This window comes from Prochlorococcus marinus str. MIT 0919, assembly GCF_027359375.1.
Taxonomy (GTDB): domain Bacteria; phylum Cyanobacteriota; class Cyanobacteriia; order PCC-6307; family Cyanobiaceae; genus Prochlorococcus_D.
The window spans coordinates 1138183-1154450 of the sequence record NZ_CP114779.1; the positions used below are offsets into that span (position 1 = coordinate 1138183).

The following is a 16268-nucleotide window of genomic DNA, read 5'->3' on the forward strand; positions in this document are numbered from 1 at the left end:
TTTGTTTTTGCACAAATTAACTGCCAGTTTCTGAAGATTTCCAAGGAATAGCAATCAACCCTTCATCAATAACCCATTTAGTCATATCCAATAAAGCTCTTTCTGATAAGCCAACCTTTCCCAATACTTGTAAGGCTTTTTCAGGAGTCAATTCCTTTGGATCTTTAATTGACATTAGAAGAATTTGACTTTCTGCAGGGTCAGCAACCAAATGCACTGACAAACTTTCAAGAGTTCTTTCAAAAAATTTCTTTCTCATACGAGTCGTTAATGCTGCCCCTAAAGACTCAGCAAAAAATTCAAGATTTTCTCTATCCCCAGAAAGACCACAATTCAAAGCAACCCAAATTAAAAACTTAGCCCAACTATCAATAGTCCACTCTGGTTGAAAAGTACTTCGTTTACTTCTTACAAGCTCATTAAAAGCAAATTCAAAAACTTTTGCTTGAATAAGTGTTTTTTCAGGTTTTGTCATGGCAAATAAACCTCGCCTTATAAAATCAAATAGAAATGCGTTTGAATGGCACTAAAGATGACCATGGATCTAAATGACCCTGAAATTGAATTCTCGGACTTGATTTATGCCTATCAAAGTTGGATTATGGCAGTAATCAATGATGAAAAACTAGCTAACGAAGAGAAACTGCTTACTGATGAAATCTCAGATGAAGCACTAACTGCTATGAGATTTTTGTCAGGTGAAGTAACGAGTGCTATTGAAACCACTTTGGCTCGTGTTTATGGCGTAGATGAAGAAGAATTGAGTTCTATACTTTTCCCAGAAGATTAAATGGTGAAAGGCTGCGAGAAATTGCGGCTTAATCACAAAATCAAGAAAGAACGTAAAAACACTTAATCTCGAATTTTTCTAAAACCAGCTCCGCAAGAACATGCTTCACTACCAGTGGGCACACTAATTAAAAACCCTCCTCCGCTTAAATCGGCGTAAAAATTCAATTCCAATCCTTTAAGGAGATCCACTTGGGCTTCTGGGGCATACAAGGTAACACCATCAGTTCTTGCAATTGGCACACCATTGTTTCGACCCGTCCCAACTCTTATGTGAACCCACCCTTCAGAACAAGTATCTTCAATAAAATCAATATTCATTATGCCTGGTGTATCTCCACAGGCGGACTGCCTGACCAATTCAGCAGAAGCTTTTGAACTAATCGTGAAAACTTGGTCCATAAAAAGCATGTAATGGGCGATCCAGGGTTCGAACCAGGGACATCCTGCTTGTAAGGCAGGCGCTCTACCGCTGAGCTAATCGCCCGTTAGACAATTGTGCCTTACCAAGCCAGGCTAAGCACAATAATTAGTTACAAACTAATGGCTTCTGGCATTGAACATGACCAATCTACAAAATTTTATAGCTTGCCGTTTGGAATCGCCATAGGCATTTTATTTGGATTTAAGAATGGGATTCTTGCAGGTCTTGCGTTTGCAATCGGAGGTTTATGGCTATCTCCAGATCTGGATACTCGTTCTCTACCTTTAAAAAGATGGGGTATATTACAAATAATTTGGTTACCATACAGAAAATTTATTCCTCACAGATCATTTCTTTCACACGGTCCCATCATAGGAACCTCTTTAAGAATATCTTACCTAATAGTAACTATTGCTTTATTGAAATTATTAATTAATGCTTTCGGAATAGAGCTAAACTTTCTTTCAACTGAAATGGTAGCAAAATTTCTAACACGATATTCAAAAGAAACTTTATTTATCTTCATTGGCATGGAAGGAAGCGTATGGCTTCACCTAATAAAAGATAAAGTTCGTTCTCGCACTAATTAATTTCAAAACTTACATAGGTAAATCAAACTAATCTTCAAAATTGATTTCTAGCATTATGAAAAGCAACGCGATGATTGAACTTAGGAAAGTAATCTCTAGATTAAGAGATCCACTTAATGGATGTCCATGGGATATAAAACAAACTCACACTTCACTAATACCTTATGTCCTAGAAGAAGCTTATGAAGTTGTTAATGCGATAGAAAGTAATGATGAAAAAGGTATGACTGAAGAGCTCGGAGATCTACTATTACAAGTAATATTACATGCCCAAATTGCAGAGGAAGAAAATAGATTTACTTTCGATGATATAGTAAAAGAATTAAAAAATAAATTAATTAGAAGACACCCAAATATATTTGAAAGTACAAGTAAATTTAAAGGCCTGAGTTGGAGCGAAATTAAAATGCTAGAAAAAGAGGCAATACAAAGTGAAACTCCTATAACAGATGAAGCTAAGAGAAAAATTAGACAACAGCCTGCTATGAATGGAGCAATATACATATCTTGGAAAGCAAAGGATTTAGGATTAGAATGGGTTAGCAATGATCATATATGGGATAAATTTAATGAAGAAGTAGAAGAGCTAAAGGAAGCGCTTTTACAGAAAGACATGACTAATGCAGAGGAAGAGTTAGGGGATGTAATCTTCACTCTTATAAATATAGCCAGATGGTATAATCTATCTCCAGAAAGGGGGCTTAAAAAAACTAATAATAAATTTCTCAATAGATTGTCTTACATGGAATCAAAACTTAAGGGGAAAATTCTTGGGCAATCAAAAAAACAATTAGAATTCCTTTGGCAAGAAGCTAAAAAAATGATGTCTATAAAAAAGAATATTAATTAGACTCATGATTAATATTAATGATTTATTTGATGATTTTATGAGAAAATGGGTTGATGAGTATCAAAATAATGCTCGTTTTGGTCTAAAAGGTAAAGTAATAATTGAAGAACAAAGTAATTACCAAAAAATAACTATTATTGAAAGTAAGCTCTATGGAAATGCTCTACTTTTAGACAATTGCTGGATGACTGCTGAAGGCCAAGAAAAGCAATATCACGAATCTTTAGTCCATCCAGCTTTATGTAGCTCAAAAGAAATTAAGAAAGCTCTTATCATTGGTGGTGGTGATGGAGGAAGCGCTAGAGAATGTATGAAATATGACATTTTAGATTGTGTTGATTTAGTTGAAATTGACAGCCGTGTAATTGAACTAAGTAAACAATATTTACCAAAGATTGGAGGTGACGCTTGGAAAGATAATCGCTTAAATATTTTTATTGAAAATGGCATAGAGTGGGTTAAAAATACACCTATTGATTTTTATGATGTTATTATTATTGATAGTTCTGATCCAAAAGGACCTGCTAAAGGATTATTTTCAAAAGAATTTTTTACAAATTGTCGGCGAATACTAAAGCCAGGAGGTGTGTTAGCAACACAATCTGAATCACCGGAAACCTTCAGAGAATTTCATATTAATACAGTCAAAATGCTTCGTGAAATTTTCGATTATGCAGACCCTTTATATGGAAACGTACCAATATACCCAAGTGGTTGGTGGAGCTGGACTTTTGCTTCACAAGGTAAGCCAAGATACCACAAACCAATTATTGAAAGAATGCAAAAAATTACTGAGTCTTGCGAAATTTGGAGTCCTCGTTGGCAAGAAGGTGCATTTAATAGTATTCCTGCTTTTCTTGAAAGAGAGTTAAATCTATGAAACTTTCTAAAAGTCCAAAGTTTAATACAGATGGTCCCATATTTATGGGCAGTCAAAGCAATCCAAAAAATTGCAAGATAGGCATTTGTGGTATCCCTTACGATGGAACTACATCATTTAGGCCAGGTACTCGTTTTGGACCATCTGAAATCAAAAATGTTAGTAATAGTATTGAGTCATTTTGCCCGCAATTAGGGCTTGATCTTGAAGAAATAAAATATATAGATTTTGGATCTTTAGAAATTCCTCATGGTGCACCTGAACCTGTAATTAATTTGGTCAAGGAAGCAACAAATAGCATTCTTTCCCAAGGAATAAAACCACTATTACTTGGCGGAGAACATTCAATTACTATAGGGTCAATAAAATCAATAATTGAAAAGTATCCAGATGTTATTGTTTTACAATTAGATGCACATGCAGATCTTAGAAGTGAATGGCTTGGCTCATGTTATAACCACGCGTGTGTAATAAGAAGATGTTTAGAAATTCTACCAAGCAAAACACTTTTTCAAGTAGCCATCCGTAGTGGAACTCGTGAAGAGTTTAAAGAAATGAAAGCAGATAATCGATTAGTTGAACTCAAAGTTGGTGAGCCAGCAAATAATCTTTATGAGATACTTAAACCCTTTAAAAATAAGCCTATTTATCTAACAATAGATCTAGATTGGTTTGACCCAAGTGTTTTACCTGGCACAGGAACTCCGGAACCGGGTGGTTTTTTTTGGCAAGATTTTGCAGCAGTAATAAATGTTATTCAAGAGCATAGAATTATTGGAGCAGATATAGTTGAATTATCCCCTATCTTAGATAACTCTGGAATTAGCAGTGTTCTTGCTGCTAAAGTAACGAGAAGTTTAATAATGTTAATGTCTCTGTAAAAGTAAAACAAATATTACTAAAAATTAACGCTCCAAAATGGTCAAAGTCGATTCTAATTCTAATTGAGTATCAGAATCTCTAGAAAAATCTTGAAGGTTGGGCAAGGTTGGTTCTTTACTAGACCAATGATGGCAAAAAGCATATTGAGAAATTTCAGGATGAACTTTGATATTTCTGAGCAAGCACCATCCATATGCATTGGCTTGGCCCAACATGCAATGATTACAGGTCTTACAGCATTCTTTTCCGGACATTGAATTTGCTCCAAGACTCATAGGTTAGATAAAGTTTTAAAATTAGGCCACGAATCATTAACTTCCAAAAAAAACCAAGTAGTTAATAACCAATCAAAGCTCCTGGCACCTCATTCTTCAAAACAAATGGAATATTTAAAAACTCCTTTAAATCAAAAATGCCTAGACCAAGGAGCGCGTTTAGTTCCATTTGCTGGATGGGAAATGCCTGTCCAATTTGCTGGGCTAATGAATGAACACAATGCAGTTAGGAAAAATGCTGGTTTATTTGACGTGTCTCATATGGGTGTAATTTCAATTAAAGGACTGAATGCCAAAGATGAAATACAAAAACTAGTTCCTACAGATCTATATCGGATTGGTACTGGAGAAGCCTGCTACACAGTTCTTTTAAATGACCATGGTGGAATCATTGATGACCTCATCATTTACGACTTAGGAATAGATGGTGAAAATCAAGACTGCCTAATGTTAATAATCAATGCAGCTTGCAAGGAATCCGATATCAATTGGTTCAAAAAGAATTTAAACCTTGACAAGATCACCGTTAATAATGCAAAAAAAGACCCTGTTCTCCTTGCATTGCAAGGGCCCAAAGCAGAACATTATCTAATTAAAATACTTGGAGATGTTGTACATAAATCATTAAAAGATCTTCCTCCTTTTGGGCATAAAACCATAAATTATCAATTCAAGGATATGGAAGAAAGTGCCTCATTATTCATTGCAAGAACTGGGTATACAGGAGAAAAAGGATATGAAATACTCTTGGAATCTGAACCAGGAAATATTCTGTGGGACGAACTTATCAATGCAGGGGTTACACCATGTGGATTAGGCGCAAGAGATACATTACGCTTAGAGGCTGCTATGCATCTTTTTGGAAATGATATCAACGAAAACACTACCCCTTTAGAAGCTGGCCTAGGATGGTTAGTTCATCTAGAAATGCCTAAAAAATTTATCGGACGTGAAGCGCTGGAAAAGCAAAGTCAACATGGCTTAACTAAGAAATTGGTTGGTTTAGAAATCCAAGGTCGAGCCATTGCTCGCAAAGACTATCCAATTTTCTACAACAATCAAAAAATTAGTCAGATCACTAGTGGAAGCTGGTCCCCAACTCTTGAAAAGCCTATCGCGCTAGCCTATTTACCAAAAGAGTTAACTAAATTGGGTGATGAAGTGAATGTCCAAATTAGAGATAAACTTTATCCCGCGATGGTTGTAAAAAAACCTTTCTATCGCAGTGTTTCCTGACAAAATCATTATTTTTCAAGGTTAAAAACGATCACTATGGGAAACTCATTATTTGTTCTACTACGTAAATGCCATGCGCAGTAATTACTGTGGAGAGCTGCGCACGAAGCACATTACCTCCAAAGTTCAACTATGTGGATGGGTAGATCGCTGCAGAGACCATGGCGGCGTAATTTTCATAGACCTACGAGATTCGAGTGGGACAATTCAAATCACAGTCGACCCTGATCAAGGCAACGATTTATTTACTATTGCAGAGGGTCTAAAGAATGAAACAGTACTTTTAATAACTGGACAAGTGAGGTCAAGGCCTAAGGAATCAACAAACAAAAAAATCCCAACTGGAGAGATAGAAGTTTTAGCTGATTTTATAAAAATATTAAATCCTGTCTTTAGCAATTTACCTTTTCCTATTTCTATTCATGATGAACAACCTATTAAAGAAGAAATAAGGCTCAAGTACAGATACCTAGATCTACGAAGAGAAAGAATGAACAAAAATCTTCGTTTAAGACATAAAACAATTAAAGCAGCGAGAAATTTCCTTGAAAATGAAGGCTTTATAGAAGTAGAAACACCTATCCTTACTCGTTCAACTCCTGAAGGAGCTAGAGACTATCTAGTACCTTCAAGAGTATGTGAAGGGGAATGGTTTGCCTTGCCACAATCTCCTCAAATCTTCAAGCAACTGCTAATGATTGGAGGTATTGAACGTTATTACCAAATTGCGAGATGCTTTCGTGATGAAGACTTGAGATCAGATAGGCAGCCAGAGTTCACACAATTAGATATCGAAATGAGTTTTATGGATCAAGAAGAAATTTTGAATCTAAATGAAAAGTTAATTGCCTCAATCTGGAAAACAATTAAAGGAATTACTTTAGAAGTACCTTTTCCAAGATTGTCATGGCAGGAAAGTATGGATCGATTTGGAACTGATAGGCCCGATACAAGATACGGAATGGAGCTAAAAAATGTAAGTATTATATTGGAAAAAATCGGATTTAAAGTATTTTCAAACGCCGTTAAAAATGGAGGCTCCGTAAAATGTATAACAGTAACTGGTGGAAATAAGTTAATTAGTAATGTACGGATTAAGCCAGGTGGCGATATCTTTAATGAAGCCCAAAAAGCTGGTGCTAAAGGCTTAGCGTTTATTAGGGTTCGTGAAAATTATGAAATAGATACTATTGGTGCAATCAAAGACAATCTGACCGACTCTCAAAAAACTAATCTTCTTGAAACCACAAATGCCAAGCCTGGTGATTTAATACTTTTTGGAGCCGGGGAAAGCACAATAGTTAACAAAACATTGGATAGAGTGAGACAATTTCTTGCAAGAGAACTTGATTTAATACCTTCAGATCAAGAAGAAAGCAAATGGAATTTCCTTTGGGTTATAGATTTCCCGATGTTTGAATTCAATAAAGAAGAAAATCGTTTAGAAGCTATGCACCACCCCTTTTGCGCTCCAAATATTGATGATATCAGTAATGATTCGAATTTATGGTCAGAGAAGCTCCCTCAATCTCGAGCGCAAGCATATGATCTTGTTTTAAATGGATTAGAGCTTGGTGGAGGATCGCTACGCATTCATAACCCTCAACTACAACGGAAAGTACTTGAGACAATAGGATTGTCCAAAGAAAATATGTCTGAACAGTTTGGATTCCTAATCAATGCTTTAGAAATGGGAGCACCACCCCATGGAGGTCTCGCATTTGGCATAGATAGGATAGTCATGCTCTTGGCAAAGGAAGAATCAATAAGAGATACTATGGCTTTTCCAAAAACTCAACAGGCAAGATGCCTAATGGCTCAAGCACCAAACTATGTAAGTCAAAGACAATTAAAAGAACTTCATATAACCAGCACTTTTGAAGAGACTGAATAAATTCATATTGATTAATCAGCTCAAAACGATACTTACAAGAAATCTTGAATTTTCTTGGTCTTATCAATGATTGAGGTAACTTAAAGAATACCCAAAAAGGATATGCCAAAATTTGTTTTTGTCACCGGCGGAGTTGTTTCAAGCATCGGCAAAGGAATAGTTGCTGCAAGTTTGGGACGACTTCTCAAATCCCGAGGGTACAGCGTATCAATTTTGAAACTTGATCCATACTTAAACGTAGACCCTGGAACAATGAGTCCTTTCCAGCATGGAGAAGTTTTTGTAACTGAAGATGGTGCTGAAACTGATTTAGATTTAGGACACTACGAACGTTTTACAGACACAGCATTATCAAGATTAAATAGCGTAACTACTGGTTCTATCTACCAATCTGTAATCAACAAAGAAAGGCGAGGAGACTATAACGGAGGAACTGTACAAGTTATACCGCATATAACAGGTGAAATACGCGAAAGAATTCACAGAGTTGCAGCCAATAGCAACGCAGATGTAGTAATTACAGAAATTGGTGGAACAGTTGGTGATATCGAATCCCTACCTTTTCTAGAAGCAATTCGTGAATTCAAAGGTGATGTTGGCAAAAACGATATTGCATATGTTCATGTAACACTTTTACCTTTTATTGGAACCTCAGGAGAAATTAAAACCAAACCTACACAGCATTCTGTTAAAGAATTACGGTCTATTGGGATTCAGCCTGACATATTAATTTGTCGTAGTGACAGAGATATTAATGAAAGCCTAAAAAGTAAAATTAGCGGATTTTGCGGAGTTAATACTAACGCTGTCATTCCAGCCCTAGATGCAGATAGTATATATTCAGTTCCACTAGCACTTAAGAAAGAAGGACTATGTAAAGAAGTACTGGAATGTTTAGAGCTAACTGATCACAATTGTGATCTTAAAAACTGGGAAAGCCTAGTCCATAAACTAAGAAATCCAGGGCCAGAAATTAAAATAGCAGTAGTCGGAAAATATGTTCAATTAAATGATGCCTACCTTTCAGTAGTTGAAGCACTGAGGCATGCTTGCATTGAACAAAGTGCCTCACTAAATCTTCATTGGATTTGCGCTGAAAGACTTGAAAATGAAGGGGCTGATGTGCTTTTAAAAGACATGGACGCAATTGTTGTCCCAGGAGGGTTTGGTAATCGTGGTGTAGATGGCAAAATTGCAGCAATTAAATTAGCAAGAGAAAAAGAGATACCTTTTCTAGGCCTTTGCCTCGGAATGCAATGTGCTGTTATTGAATGGGCCAGAAACATAGCTGGGCTTATAGGAGCGACAAGCTTTGAACTAGATTCAAATACCGATCATCCAGTTATTCACTTATTGCCTGAACAACAAGATGTAGTTGATCTAGGTGGGACAATGAGACTAGGTGTTTATCCATGTAGGTTAAAAGAAGGTTCAATAGGGCATCGCCTATATGGGGAAGAAGTTGTCTACGAACGCCATCGCCACCGATATGAATTCAATAATTCTTATAAAAACCTTTTTCTAGAATCAGGATATATAATTAGTGGTACATCACCAGATGGTCGCTTGGTAGAACTAATTGAATTAAAAGACCATCCCTTTTTTGCTGCATGTCAATACCACCCTGAATTTTTATCTAGACCTGGAAAACCACACCCTCTATTCAAAGGATTAATTGAAGCAGCGCTATCACGCCTACCAAAATCACCTCAAAAAGCTGTCAAACAATCAAATAGTTATCATCAAAACCAGACTTAATGACAACATCACTACCTGTAGTGGAACGTTTTCATTCAATTCAAGGAGAAGGTGCTCATTCAGGAAGAAGTGCTTTTTTTATTAGGCTTGCAAAATGCAAAGTAGGTTGTTCCTGGTGCGATACGAAAGAATCATGGTCAGAAACATCTCATCCTAAGATTAAAGTCAATGAACTAGCTAAAGAAGCAGCAAAAGCACATTCTCGAGGTGCTGCTTTTCTCGTTATCACTGGGGGAGAACCATTGCATCACAATCTCAATCCATTATGCAAAGCTTTAGAAAGTGAGCTTTCATTTTTCAACAAGGGAAATATGCCGATTCATCTAGAAACAAGTGGAGTAGATACTATTAGTGGATCACCTGATTGGATTACACTTTCCCCAAAAAGGCATTTCCCTCCCAAAAAAGAACTGTTAGAAGCATGTCATGAAATTAAGGTAGTTATTCATTCAAAAAAAGATATTTATTTTGCAGAGCAAATGGCCAAGTTGGCTACTGATACTAAGAAAAATGCAAGTAAGTGTAAGAGCAAAATATTAATGGAACCAATTCTTTTTTTACAGCCAGGGTGGAAACATAAAGAAGGGAAGGCATTGGCTATTGATCATGTGATCAATAATCCTAAATGGAGGCTCAGTTTACAAACACATAAATGGTTAAACTTAGATTAATATAGAGTTAGTGAGATTAGTTTTATTCATTTAAAAGAAGACTTCCCTCTTCTAACAAATAAGAATGTCGACAAAGAACTCTTCTATATCTATTGCATTAATTTCTGGTGGCCTAGACTCAGCAACAGCTGCTGCGATGGCGATTGAATCTGGGCATAAGGTAATAGGACTTTCTTTTAATTATGGGCAAAGGCATAAACGTGAATTAAAAGCAGCTGTAGCGCTAGCCTCACATTTAAAGCTAATTGACCATGAAATTATCAACATAAATTTAGCCCAGTGGGGAGGATCTTCTTTGACTGATTACACTCAATCAATTCCTAAAGAAGGTGTTGTTCCAGGTAAAATTCCTAATACTTATGTTCCTGGTCGAAATACAGTTTTCATCGCCATTGGTCTCAGCCTTGCCGAGGCTCGAGGAGCTAATCAACTTATCCTTGGTATAAATGCTATGGATTACTCAGGTTATCCGGATTGTAGACCGGACTATCTCAAATCATTTCAAGCCCTTGCAAACCTTTCTAGTAAAGCCGGCCGGGAAGGTAAAGCACCCAAGCTGCTTGCTCCACTTATGTACATGAACAAAATAGAGATTGTGAAAGAAGCACTAAGGCTAGAGATCCCAATTAATCAAACTTGGAGTTGTTATAGCGAATTAGAAAAAGCATGTGGCCTATGTGACAGTTGTCGTATCAGGAATGAAGCCCTGGTGCAAGCTGGCAGGTCAGATCTTTGCTCGAAATGAAGAAGCTTATTACTCCCATTAGAAAATTAGCTCGCAAATGGCATGACCCTGCATACATAGCCAATAATTTAATTCAAAGTTTTGGAGAAAAAGGTTTTATATGGCTTGATAGTGATGGGAGCTCGACTGGACGATGGACAGTTCTAGCGACTAATCCTACTGAACAAATTTGTTGTAGCGAATACAGCCCCACGCAACAAAAACAAAACCCATTTGAATTACTAAGAAATTTAAAAGCAGGTCATTGGACTGGCTGGCTTAGTTATGAAGCTGGGGTATGGATAGAGCCAAATAATCCATGGAAAAAAGACGCAATGGCAACGTTGTGGATTGCCAGGCATGACCCAGTAATAAAATTTGATCTCATTGATAAGCAAATATGGATAGAAGGTACTAACCCGCAGCAAGTAGAAAGTCTTGATAGATGGCTACAAAACTTAAGGCATGAGAATAATCAAAATGATCTATCAAAGAAAATAGGAATCCCAGTAAATTCTTGGAAGTGGTTAATCAACAAAACGGATTTTGCTGCAAAAGTAAATTTAATAAAGAAATTGATTAGAGCAGGTGATATTTTTCAGGCAAATCTTGCTACATCTTGCACAACTCAAAAACCTTCAGAAATTTTTGCTATTGATCTGTTTCAAAAGCTACGTCAAATTTCTCCAGCACCATTCTCAGGAATAATTATTGCTGGAGATAAAGCAATAGGAGAAGCTGTAATCTCTACATCTCCAGAACGATTTCTTCAAGTTGATCCAAGTGGATTAGTAGAAACAAGGCCTATCAAAGGGACACGTCCACGGAACAACAATCCTCAGGTAGATGCTGATATGGCAGCACAACTTGTTTGTAGTCAAAAGGATCGAGCAGAAAATATAATGATTGTCGATTTGCTAAGAAATGATCTTGGAAAAGTGTGTGAATCGGGCAGTATAAAAGTCACACAATTAGCGGGCCTAGAAAGCTATGCTCAAGTACATCATCTCACTTCTGTAATACACGGGACTCTAAAAACTGGCAAAACCTGGATTGATCTTCTAGAAGCATGCTGGCCCGGAGGTTCTATTAGTGGTGCTCCCAAAGTTAGAGCATGTCAACGAATAGATGAACTTGAGCCTACTGCACGGGGGCCATACTGTGGTTCATTTATTCATATTGATTGGGATGGTCAATTCGATAGCAATATTCTTATTAGATCACTAATGGTAAATGGATCAACACTTCGAATTAATGCTGGTTGCGGTATTGTTGCGGACTCAGATGCTGAAAACGAGGTCGAAGAGTTAAAATGGAAATTGATGCCAATATTGAAGGCTTTGGAATAAGTGAGACCTAATAAATCTATAGGATGGATAAATGGAAATTGGGGCTTGCCACATGACTTGAAAATTTCTATTAATGATAGGGGGCTGAATTTTAGCGATGGAATATTCGAAACTATTTATGTAGAAAATGGACATTTAGTACTACTGACTGAACATTTCAATCGTTTAACAAAAAATGCTAAGTTATTAGGAATGGAAACACCTCCTCAATTGGAGTCGTTACAAAAAATTCTGCACGAAGGTATTGAAAAATGCTGTTTAAAGAATAATAGTGGATCAATTAGACTAAATTGGAGCAGAGGAGAAAATACTAGTAGAGGAATCGATTTACATCAAAGTAAAAGAAAAGAATTAACGAGTCAATTATGGATAGAGATTAATCAAATAAAACCTAATTTTAATCCAGTCTCTACAATGATTAGTCAATACGAGAAAAGAAATGCAAGTAGTGTATTAAGTCAATGCAAAACACTGAATTACATTCAATCAATCCAAGCAAGAAGAGAGGCTCAAGAAGCTGGGTTTCATGATGCTTTACTTGTCAGCACTACTGATGAAATTTGTTGTGGAACCACATCAAACATTATAGTGAAGCGAAGAAATCAATTCTTAACTCCAAGACTAGAAAGTGGCTGCTTAGCAGGTGTCATGCGGGCACAAGCTTTAAAAAAAGGAATAATCCAAGAAGCTAAGCTTTCAATTGACCCAGAAGAAGATGATGAATGGCTTCTAATCAATAGTCTGAGTTGTCGCGCAATTTCTAGAATAAATAAAATACCAACTAAATTATTTACAGACCCTGAAAGTTTCTGGAGATCATTATTTACCAAGAACGATTAAAATAAAATTGGCATAGTTACATTTGCTGGTGATGGTGCACAGGATTCAACTTGAAAATTAACAACTTCTCCAATAATGACTATTGCTGGTGAAATAAAATTATTATTCTCCACTTCTTCCACAAGGTTCCGAACACTAGTTTTCAGAAGTCTTTGACCAACAACAGTTCCTTGCTGTATTACAACTGAAGGTGTCTCAGGAAGCAATCCACCATCAAGTAATTCTTGAACAATATAAGAAAGATTATGTACACCCATATAAATGACCAAAGTATTTGTTGAGTTCGCAAGGGACTTCCAATTAACAAAAGGTTGCATTTTATGGTTTCCTTCGTGACCTGTAACGAAAGTTACTGAACTACCTGCCAGGCGATGAGTAAGAGGAATGCCAAAATAAGAAGGGACTGCAATGCCAGATGTTATTCCAGGTACAACTTCAACATTAACTTGATTACGTTGTAAAAATAAGGCTTCCTCTGCTCCTCTACCAAATACAAAGGGATCACCACCTTTCAAACGAACAACAGATTTATATTGCTTGGCTAACTTTAATAAAACATTATTAGTTTCCAGCTGAGGAGTGGAATGATGACCACGACGTTTGCCAACAAATATACACTCACAATTATTACTCACTAAATTAAGCATTTCATGAGGCACTAAAGAGTCATATACAAGGGCTTCACATTGACTAATTAACCTACTTGCCTTAACAGTTAGTAAGTCAGGATCACCAGGGCCTGCGCCTACTAAATAAACAGTGCCAGGATGACCATCATTCATGAATGAAGAATCTAATCGAGAACGTTTTAAAAAGCACTTACGCAAGATAGGTAGTGGAACCAACACAAGTCGAGGAATGACTCGTGGAGAATCTGCAGAGGCTCTAGAGCTAATTCTGAAAGGTGATCCTAGCCCTGCTCAAATTGGAGCATTTATGATTGCCCATCGAATTCGAAGGCCAGAACCTCAAGAACTTGCAGGAATGGTAGATGCTTATATCAAGTTAGGCCCCACTCTCCAAGCAAGCACAACTAATTGTCGCCCAATATGCTTTGGGATGCCATTTGATGGTCGAAATAAAACGGCACCTATATATCCATTAACGACTTTAGTACTTCTAGATGCTGGCCTCCCTATAGTTTTACAAGGAGGTGGTCGTATGCCAGTTAAATATGGAGTAAGTACTCAAGAGTTATTTAATGAACTTGGTCTTTCACTACAAGGTCTCAATATGAATCAAGTTCAAGAGGGTTTTACTAAAAATGGTTTGGCATTAATCTATCAACCTGAACACTTTCCTATAGCCGAAAAACTAATCCAATATAGAGATGATATCGGCAAGAGACCTCCGTTAGCCAGTATGGAATTAATTTGGACAGCTCATGAAGGTAATCATCTTTTCATTACTGGGTATGTTCACCCTCCAACAGAAAGTAGACATATAGAAGCTCTAGAAATTCTTGGTGAGAAAAATATAGTCACTATAAAAGGACTTGAAGGAAGTACCGATATTTCATTAAGCCGCACTTCTAAATTAACAAAGATAAAAAGTAACACCTATGAAGTTTTTACCCTAAACCCAAAAGACTATTCATGCAAAAGCACAGATTTACCTTGGCAAGACCTACCTACATGGAGAATGCAAAGCTTAAACACACTTAATGGAGAGGGCCCATTAAAAAAAGCTGTAATGTGGAATGCAGGTATTTACTTATGGTTAGGGGAAATAGCAAGTAGCATCTCAGATGGAATAAAACAAGCTGAAATCAGTCTTAATTCAGGTTCAGCAAAATCAAAGCTTCAAAACTTAATTCAATGGCGATCAAAAATAAAGTAATACCAATCTGTGCATTTTTTACACTTCTAGATGATCGATTAGGAGAAAGTTTTATCTTTCCGTTACTTCCATTTTTATTAGAGCGTTTTACTAGTAGCGGAACAACACTTGCTCTTCTTTCAGGAAGTTATGCCCTCGCACAATTTTCAGTATCTCCTTTAATTGGAGCATTAAGTGATCGATATGGGCGAAAGCCAATTCTCAAGGTTTGTATAGCTGGCTCATTAATAGCAATAAGTCTTTTTGGAATAACTCTAAGTTTAAATTGGGAAAGTGTCCTACCTCTCTGGGCTACAACAGTTCCACTAATCTTACTATTTATAGCAAGAATCATAGATGGTTTAAGTGGTGGAACCGCAGCTACAGCTACAGCAATTCTTGCCGATATATCAACTCCAGAAAATCGAGCAAAAACATTTGGTTTAATTGGATTAGCTTTTGGACTTGGTTTTGCAATAGGGCCTCCACTAGGTGGGCGATTAGCAGAAATTAACCCTACTTTTGCAGTCATACCCGCTGCAATATTTGCAATTATCAACCTCGGATTAGTTACATGGATACTCCCTGAAACCTTACCTCTAACTGAAAGAAGTTTGTTGCCAAAAAAAAGAAACCTCAATCCCTTTAGCCAATTAGCAAAATTATTTGCAAATCAATCAGTAAGAAGGCCATGCCTTGGCTTTTTCTTATTTTTCATGGCATTTAATGGTTTTACCACCGTACTCGTACTCTATTTAAAAGAATCATTTGCGTGGACAAGCAGTCTTGCTGGATGGGTATTTGCAATGGTAGGCATTATCGCAATGATTGTCCAAGGAGGGTTAATTGGTCCATTAGTGAAAAAGTTTGGAGAATTACAGTTGACAATAATTGGCCTAGGGCTACTAACAACAGGGTGCTTACTGATACCAATGGCAAATCAATCCACTTCAAGACCTGTAGTTTTTTTTGGTTCTGCTTTATTAGCAGCAGGAACTGGATTGGTCACGCCATGCTTGCGTGGGCTTATCTCTAGACGTATCAAAACATCAAATCAAGGAACAGTTCTAGGAGGATTACAGGGTCTCCAAAGTCTCGGTACTTTCCTAGGTGGTACTGCGGCCGGATTTGCATATGATCAAATTGGTCAAAAAAGCCCTTTCTTTGGGGGTGCACTAATACTTGTTTTAGTAATAACTCTCTTATCTCGCATTAATCTAAAATCAAAAGGAGACATTTTAGTATGATTAAATAAAAGAATGCGAGCTAATGGGATTTATCATCTGGA

At 36.9% G+C, this 16268-nt stretch carries 17 protein-coding genes and 1 tRNA gene; 14 read left to right on the forward strand and 4 right to left on the reverse strand.

What is annotated here, in order from left to right:
- Nucleotides 1-16: 16 nt before the first annotated feature.
- Nucleotides 17-475: a hypothetical protein gene (locus tag O5635_RS06320; RefSeq protein WP_036900918.1), complete on the reverse strand. Its 459-nt coding sequence runs from the start codon at nucleotides 473-475 to the stop codon at nucleotides 17-19.
- 57 nt (nucleotides 476-532) lie between these two features.
- Between O5635_RS06320 and O5635_RS06325 the strand changes: the two genes are divergently transcribed.
- A complete protein-coding gene (locus O5635_RS06325) occupies nucleotides 533-790 on the forward strand; it encodes a hypothetical protein (RefSeq protein ID WP_036901100.1) in 258 nt (85 codons plus the stop codon).
- Nucleotides 791-852: 62 nt separating this feature from the next.
- On the opposite strand, the gene O5635_RS06330 is transcribed toward O5635_RS06325, so the two are convergent.
- Together O5635_RS06330 and O5635_RS06335 are read right to left on the reverse strand one after the other, a co-directional pair.
- A complete protein-coding gene (locus O5635_RS06330) occupies nucleotides 853-1191 on the reverse strand; it encodes an AIR synthase (protein ID WP_036901101.1) in 339 nt (112 codons plus the stop codon).
- A gap of 13 nt (nucleotides 1192-1204) precedes the next feature.
- Nucleotides 1205-1276, reverse strand: a tRNA-Val gene (locus O5635_RS06335).
- Between the two features lie 56 nt (nucleotides 1277-1332).
- Between O5635_RS06335 and O5635_RS06340 the strand changes: the two genes are divergently transcribed.
- The 11 genes from O5635_RS06340 to O5635_RS06390 all read left to right on the forward strand — a co-directional run bounded on the left by O5635_RS06340 (nucleotide 1333) and on the right by O5635_RS06390 (nucleotide 13162).
- The gene (locus O5635_RS06340; protein WP_036900919.1) at nucleotides 1333-1803 is read left to right on the forward strand and encodes a metal-binding protein; all 471 of its coding nucleotides are present in this window, start codon (nucleotides 1333-1335) and stop codon (nucleotides 1801-1803) included.
- A gap of 55 nt (nucleotides 1804-1858) precedes the next feature.
- Nucleotides 1859-2653 (forward strand): nucleoside triphosphate pyrophosphohydrolase, encoded by a 795-nt coding sequence (gene mazG / locus O5635_RS06345; protein WP_036900921.1) that lies wholly within the window; start codon nucleotides 1859-1861, stop codon nucleotides 2651-2653.
- Nucleotides 2654-2690: 37 nt separating this feature from the next.
- On the forward strand, nucleotides 2691-3533 hold the full coding sequence (gene speE / locus O5635_RS06350; RefSeq protein WP_036901102.1) for a polyamine aminopropyltransferase: 843 nt from the start codon (nucleotides 2691-2693) through the stop codon (nucleotides 3531-3533).
- Nucleotides 3530-4414 carry an agmatinase gene (speB, locus tag O5635_RS06355; RefSeq protein WP_036900923.1) on the forward strand — a complete coding sequence of 295 codons (885 nt, stop codon included), beginning with the start codon at nucleotides 3530-3532 and terminating at the stop codon, nucleotides 4412-4414. The genes speE and speB overlap by 4 nt, the downstream gene beginning before the upstream one ends.
- Nucleotides 4415-4795: 381 nt before the next feature.
- Nucleotides 4796-5926: a glycine cleavage system aminomethyltransferase GcvT gene (gene gcvT / locus O5635_RS06360; RefSeq protein ID WP_036900925.1), complete on the forward strand. Its 1131-nt coding sequence runs from the start codon at nucleotides 4796-4798 to the stop codon at nucleotides 5924-5926.
- Nucleotides 5927-5999: 73 nt separating this feature from the next.
- Nucleotides 6000-7820 (forward strand): aspartate--tRNA ligase, encoded by a 1821-nt coding sequence (gene aspS / locus O5635_RS06365; RefSeq protein WP_036900928.1) that lies wholly within the window; start codon nucleotides 6000-6002, stop codon nucleotides 7818-7820.
- A 102-nt stretch (nucleotides 7821-7922) separates the two neighbouring features.
- Nucleotides 7923-9578 carry a CTP synthase gene (locus O5635_RS06370; RefSeq protein ID WP_036900930.1) on the forward strand — a complete coding sequence of 552 codons (1656 nt, stop codon included), beginning with the start codon at nucleotides 7923-7925 and terminating at the stop codon, nucleotides 9576-9578.
- Nucleotides 9578-10249 carry a 7-carboxy-7-deazaguanine synthase QueE gene (locus tag O5635_RS06375; protein ID WP_036900932.1) on the forward strand — a complete coding sequence of 224 codons (672 nt, stop codon included), beginning with the start codon at nucleotides 9578-9580 and terminating at the stop codon, nucleotides 10247-10249. Before O5635_RS06370 ends, O5635_RS06375 begins: the two co-directional genes overlap by 1 nt.
- Nucleotides 10250-10313: 64 nt before the next feature.
- Nucleotides 10314-10994 carry a 7-cyano-7-deazaguanine synthase QueC gene (gene queC / locus O5635_RS06380; protein WP_036900935.1) on the forward strand — a complete coding sequence of 227 codons (681 nt, stop codon included), beginning with the start codon at nucleotides 10314-10316 and terminating at the stop codon, nucleotides 10992-10994.
- Nucleotides 10991-12322, forward strand: coding sequence for an anthranilate synthase component I family protein (locus O5635_RS06385; protein WP_036900938.1), 1332 nt, complete (start codon nucleotides 10991-10993; stop codon nucleotides 12320-12322). Before queC ends, O5635_RS06385 begins: the two co-directional genes overlap by 4 nt.
- Nucleotides 12323-13162: an aminotransferase class IV gene (locus O5635_RS06390; RefSeq protein WP_036900940.1), complete on the forward strand. Its 840-nt coding sequence runs from the start codon at nucleotides 12323-12325 to the stop codon at nucleotides 13160-13162. It begins immediately after the preceding gene.
- Here O5635_RS06390 and cobA read toward each other — a convergent pair.
- Nucleotides 13159-13944, reverse strand: coding sequence for a uroporphyrinogen-III C-methyltransferase (cobA, locus tag O5635_RS06395; RefSeq protein WP_036900943.1), 786 nt, complete (start codon nucleotides 13942-13944; stop codon nucleotides 13159-13161). The genes O5635_RS06390 and cobA overlap by 4 nt on opposite strands.
- Here cobA and O5635_RS06400 point away from each other — a divergent pair.
- Nucleotides 13943-15001, forward strand: coding sequence for an anthranilate phosphoribosyltransferase family protein (locus O5635_RS06400; RefSeq protein ID WP_036900945.1), 1059 nt, complete (start codon nucleotides 13943-13945; stop codon nucleotides 14999-15001). The two genes, cobA and O5635_RS06400, sit on opposite strands and share 2 nt — an antisense overlap.
- Nucleotides 14980-16227 carry an MFS transporter gene (locus tag O5635_RS06405; protein ID WP_081934258.1) on the forward strand — a complete coding sequence of 416 codons (1248 nt, stop codon included), beginning with the start codon at nucleotides 14980-14982 and terminating at the stop codon, nucleotides 16225-16227. The genes O5635_RS06400 and O5635_RS06405 overlap by 22 nt, the downstream gene beginning before the upstream one ends.
- Nucleotides 16228-16268 lie beyond the last annotated feature (41 nt).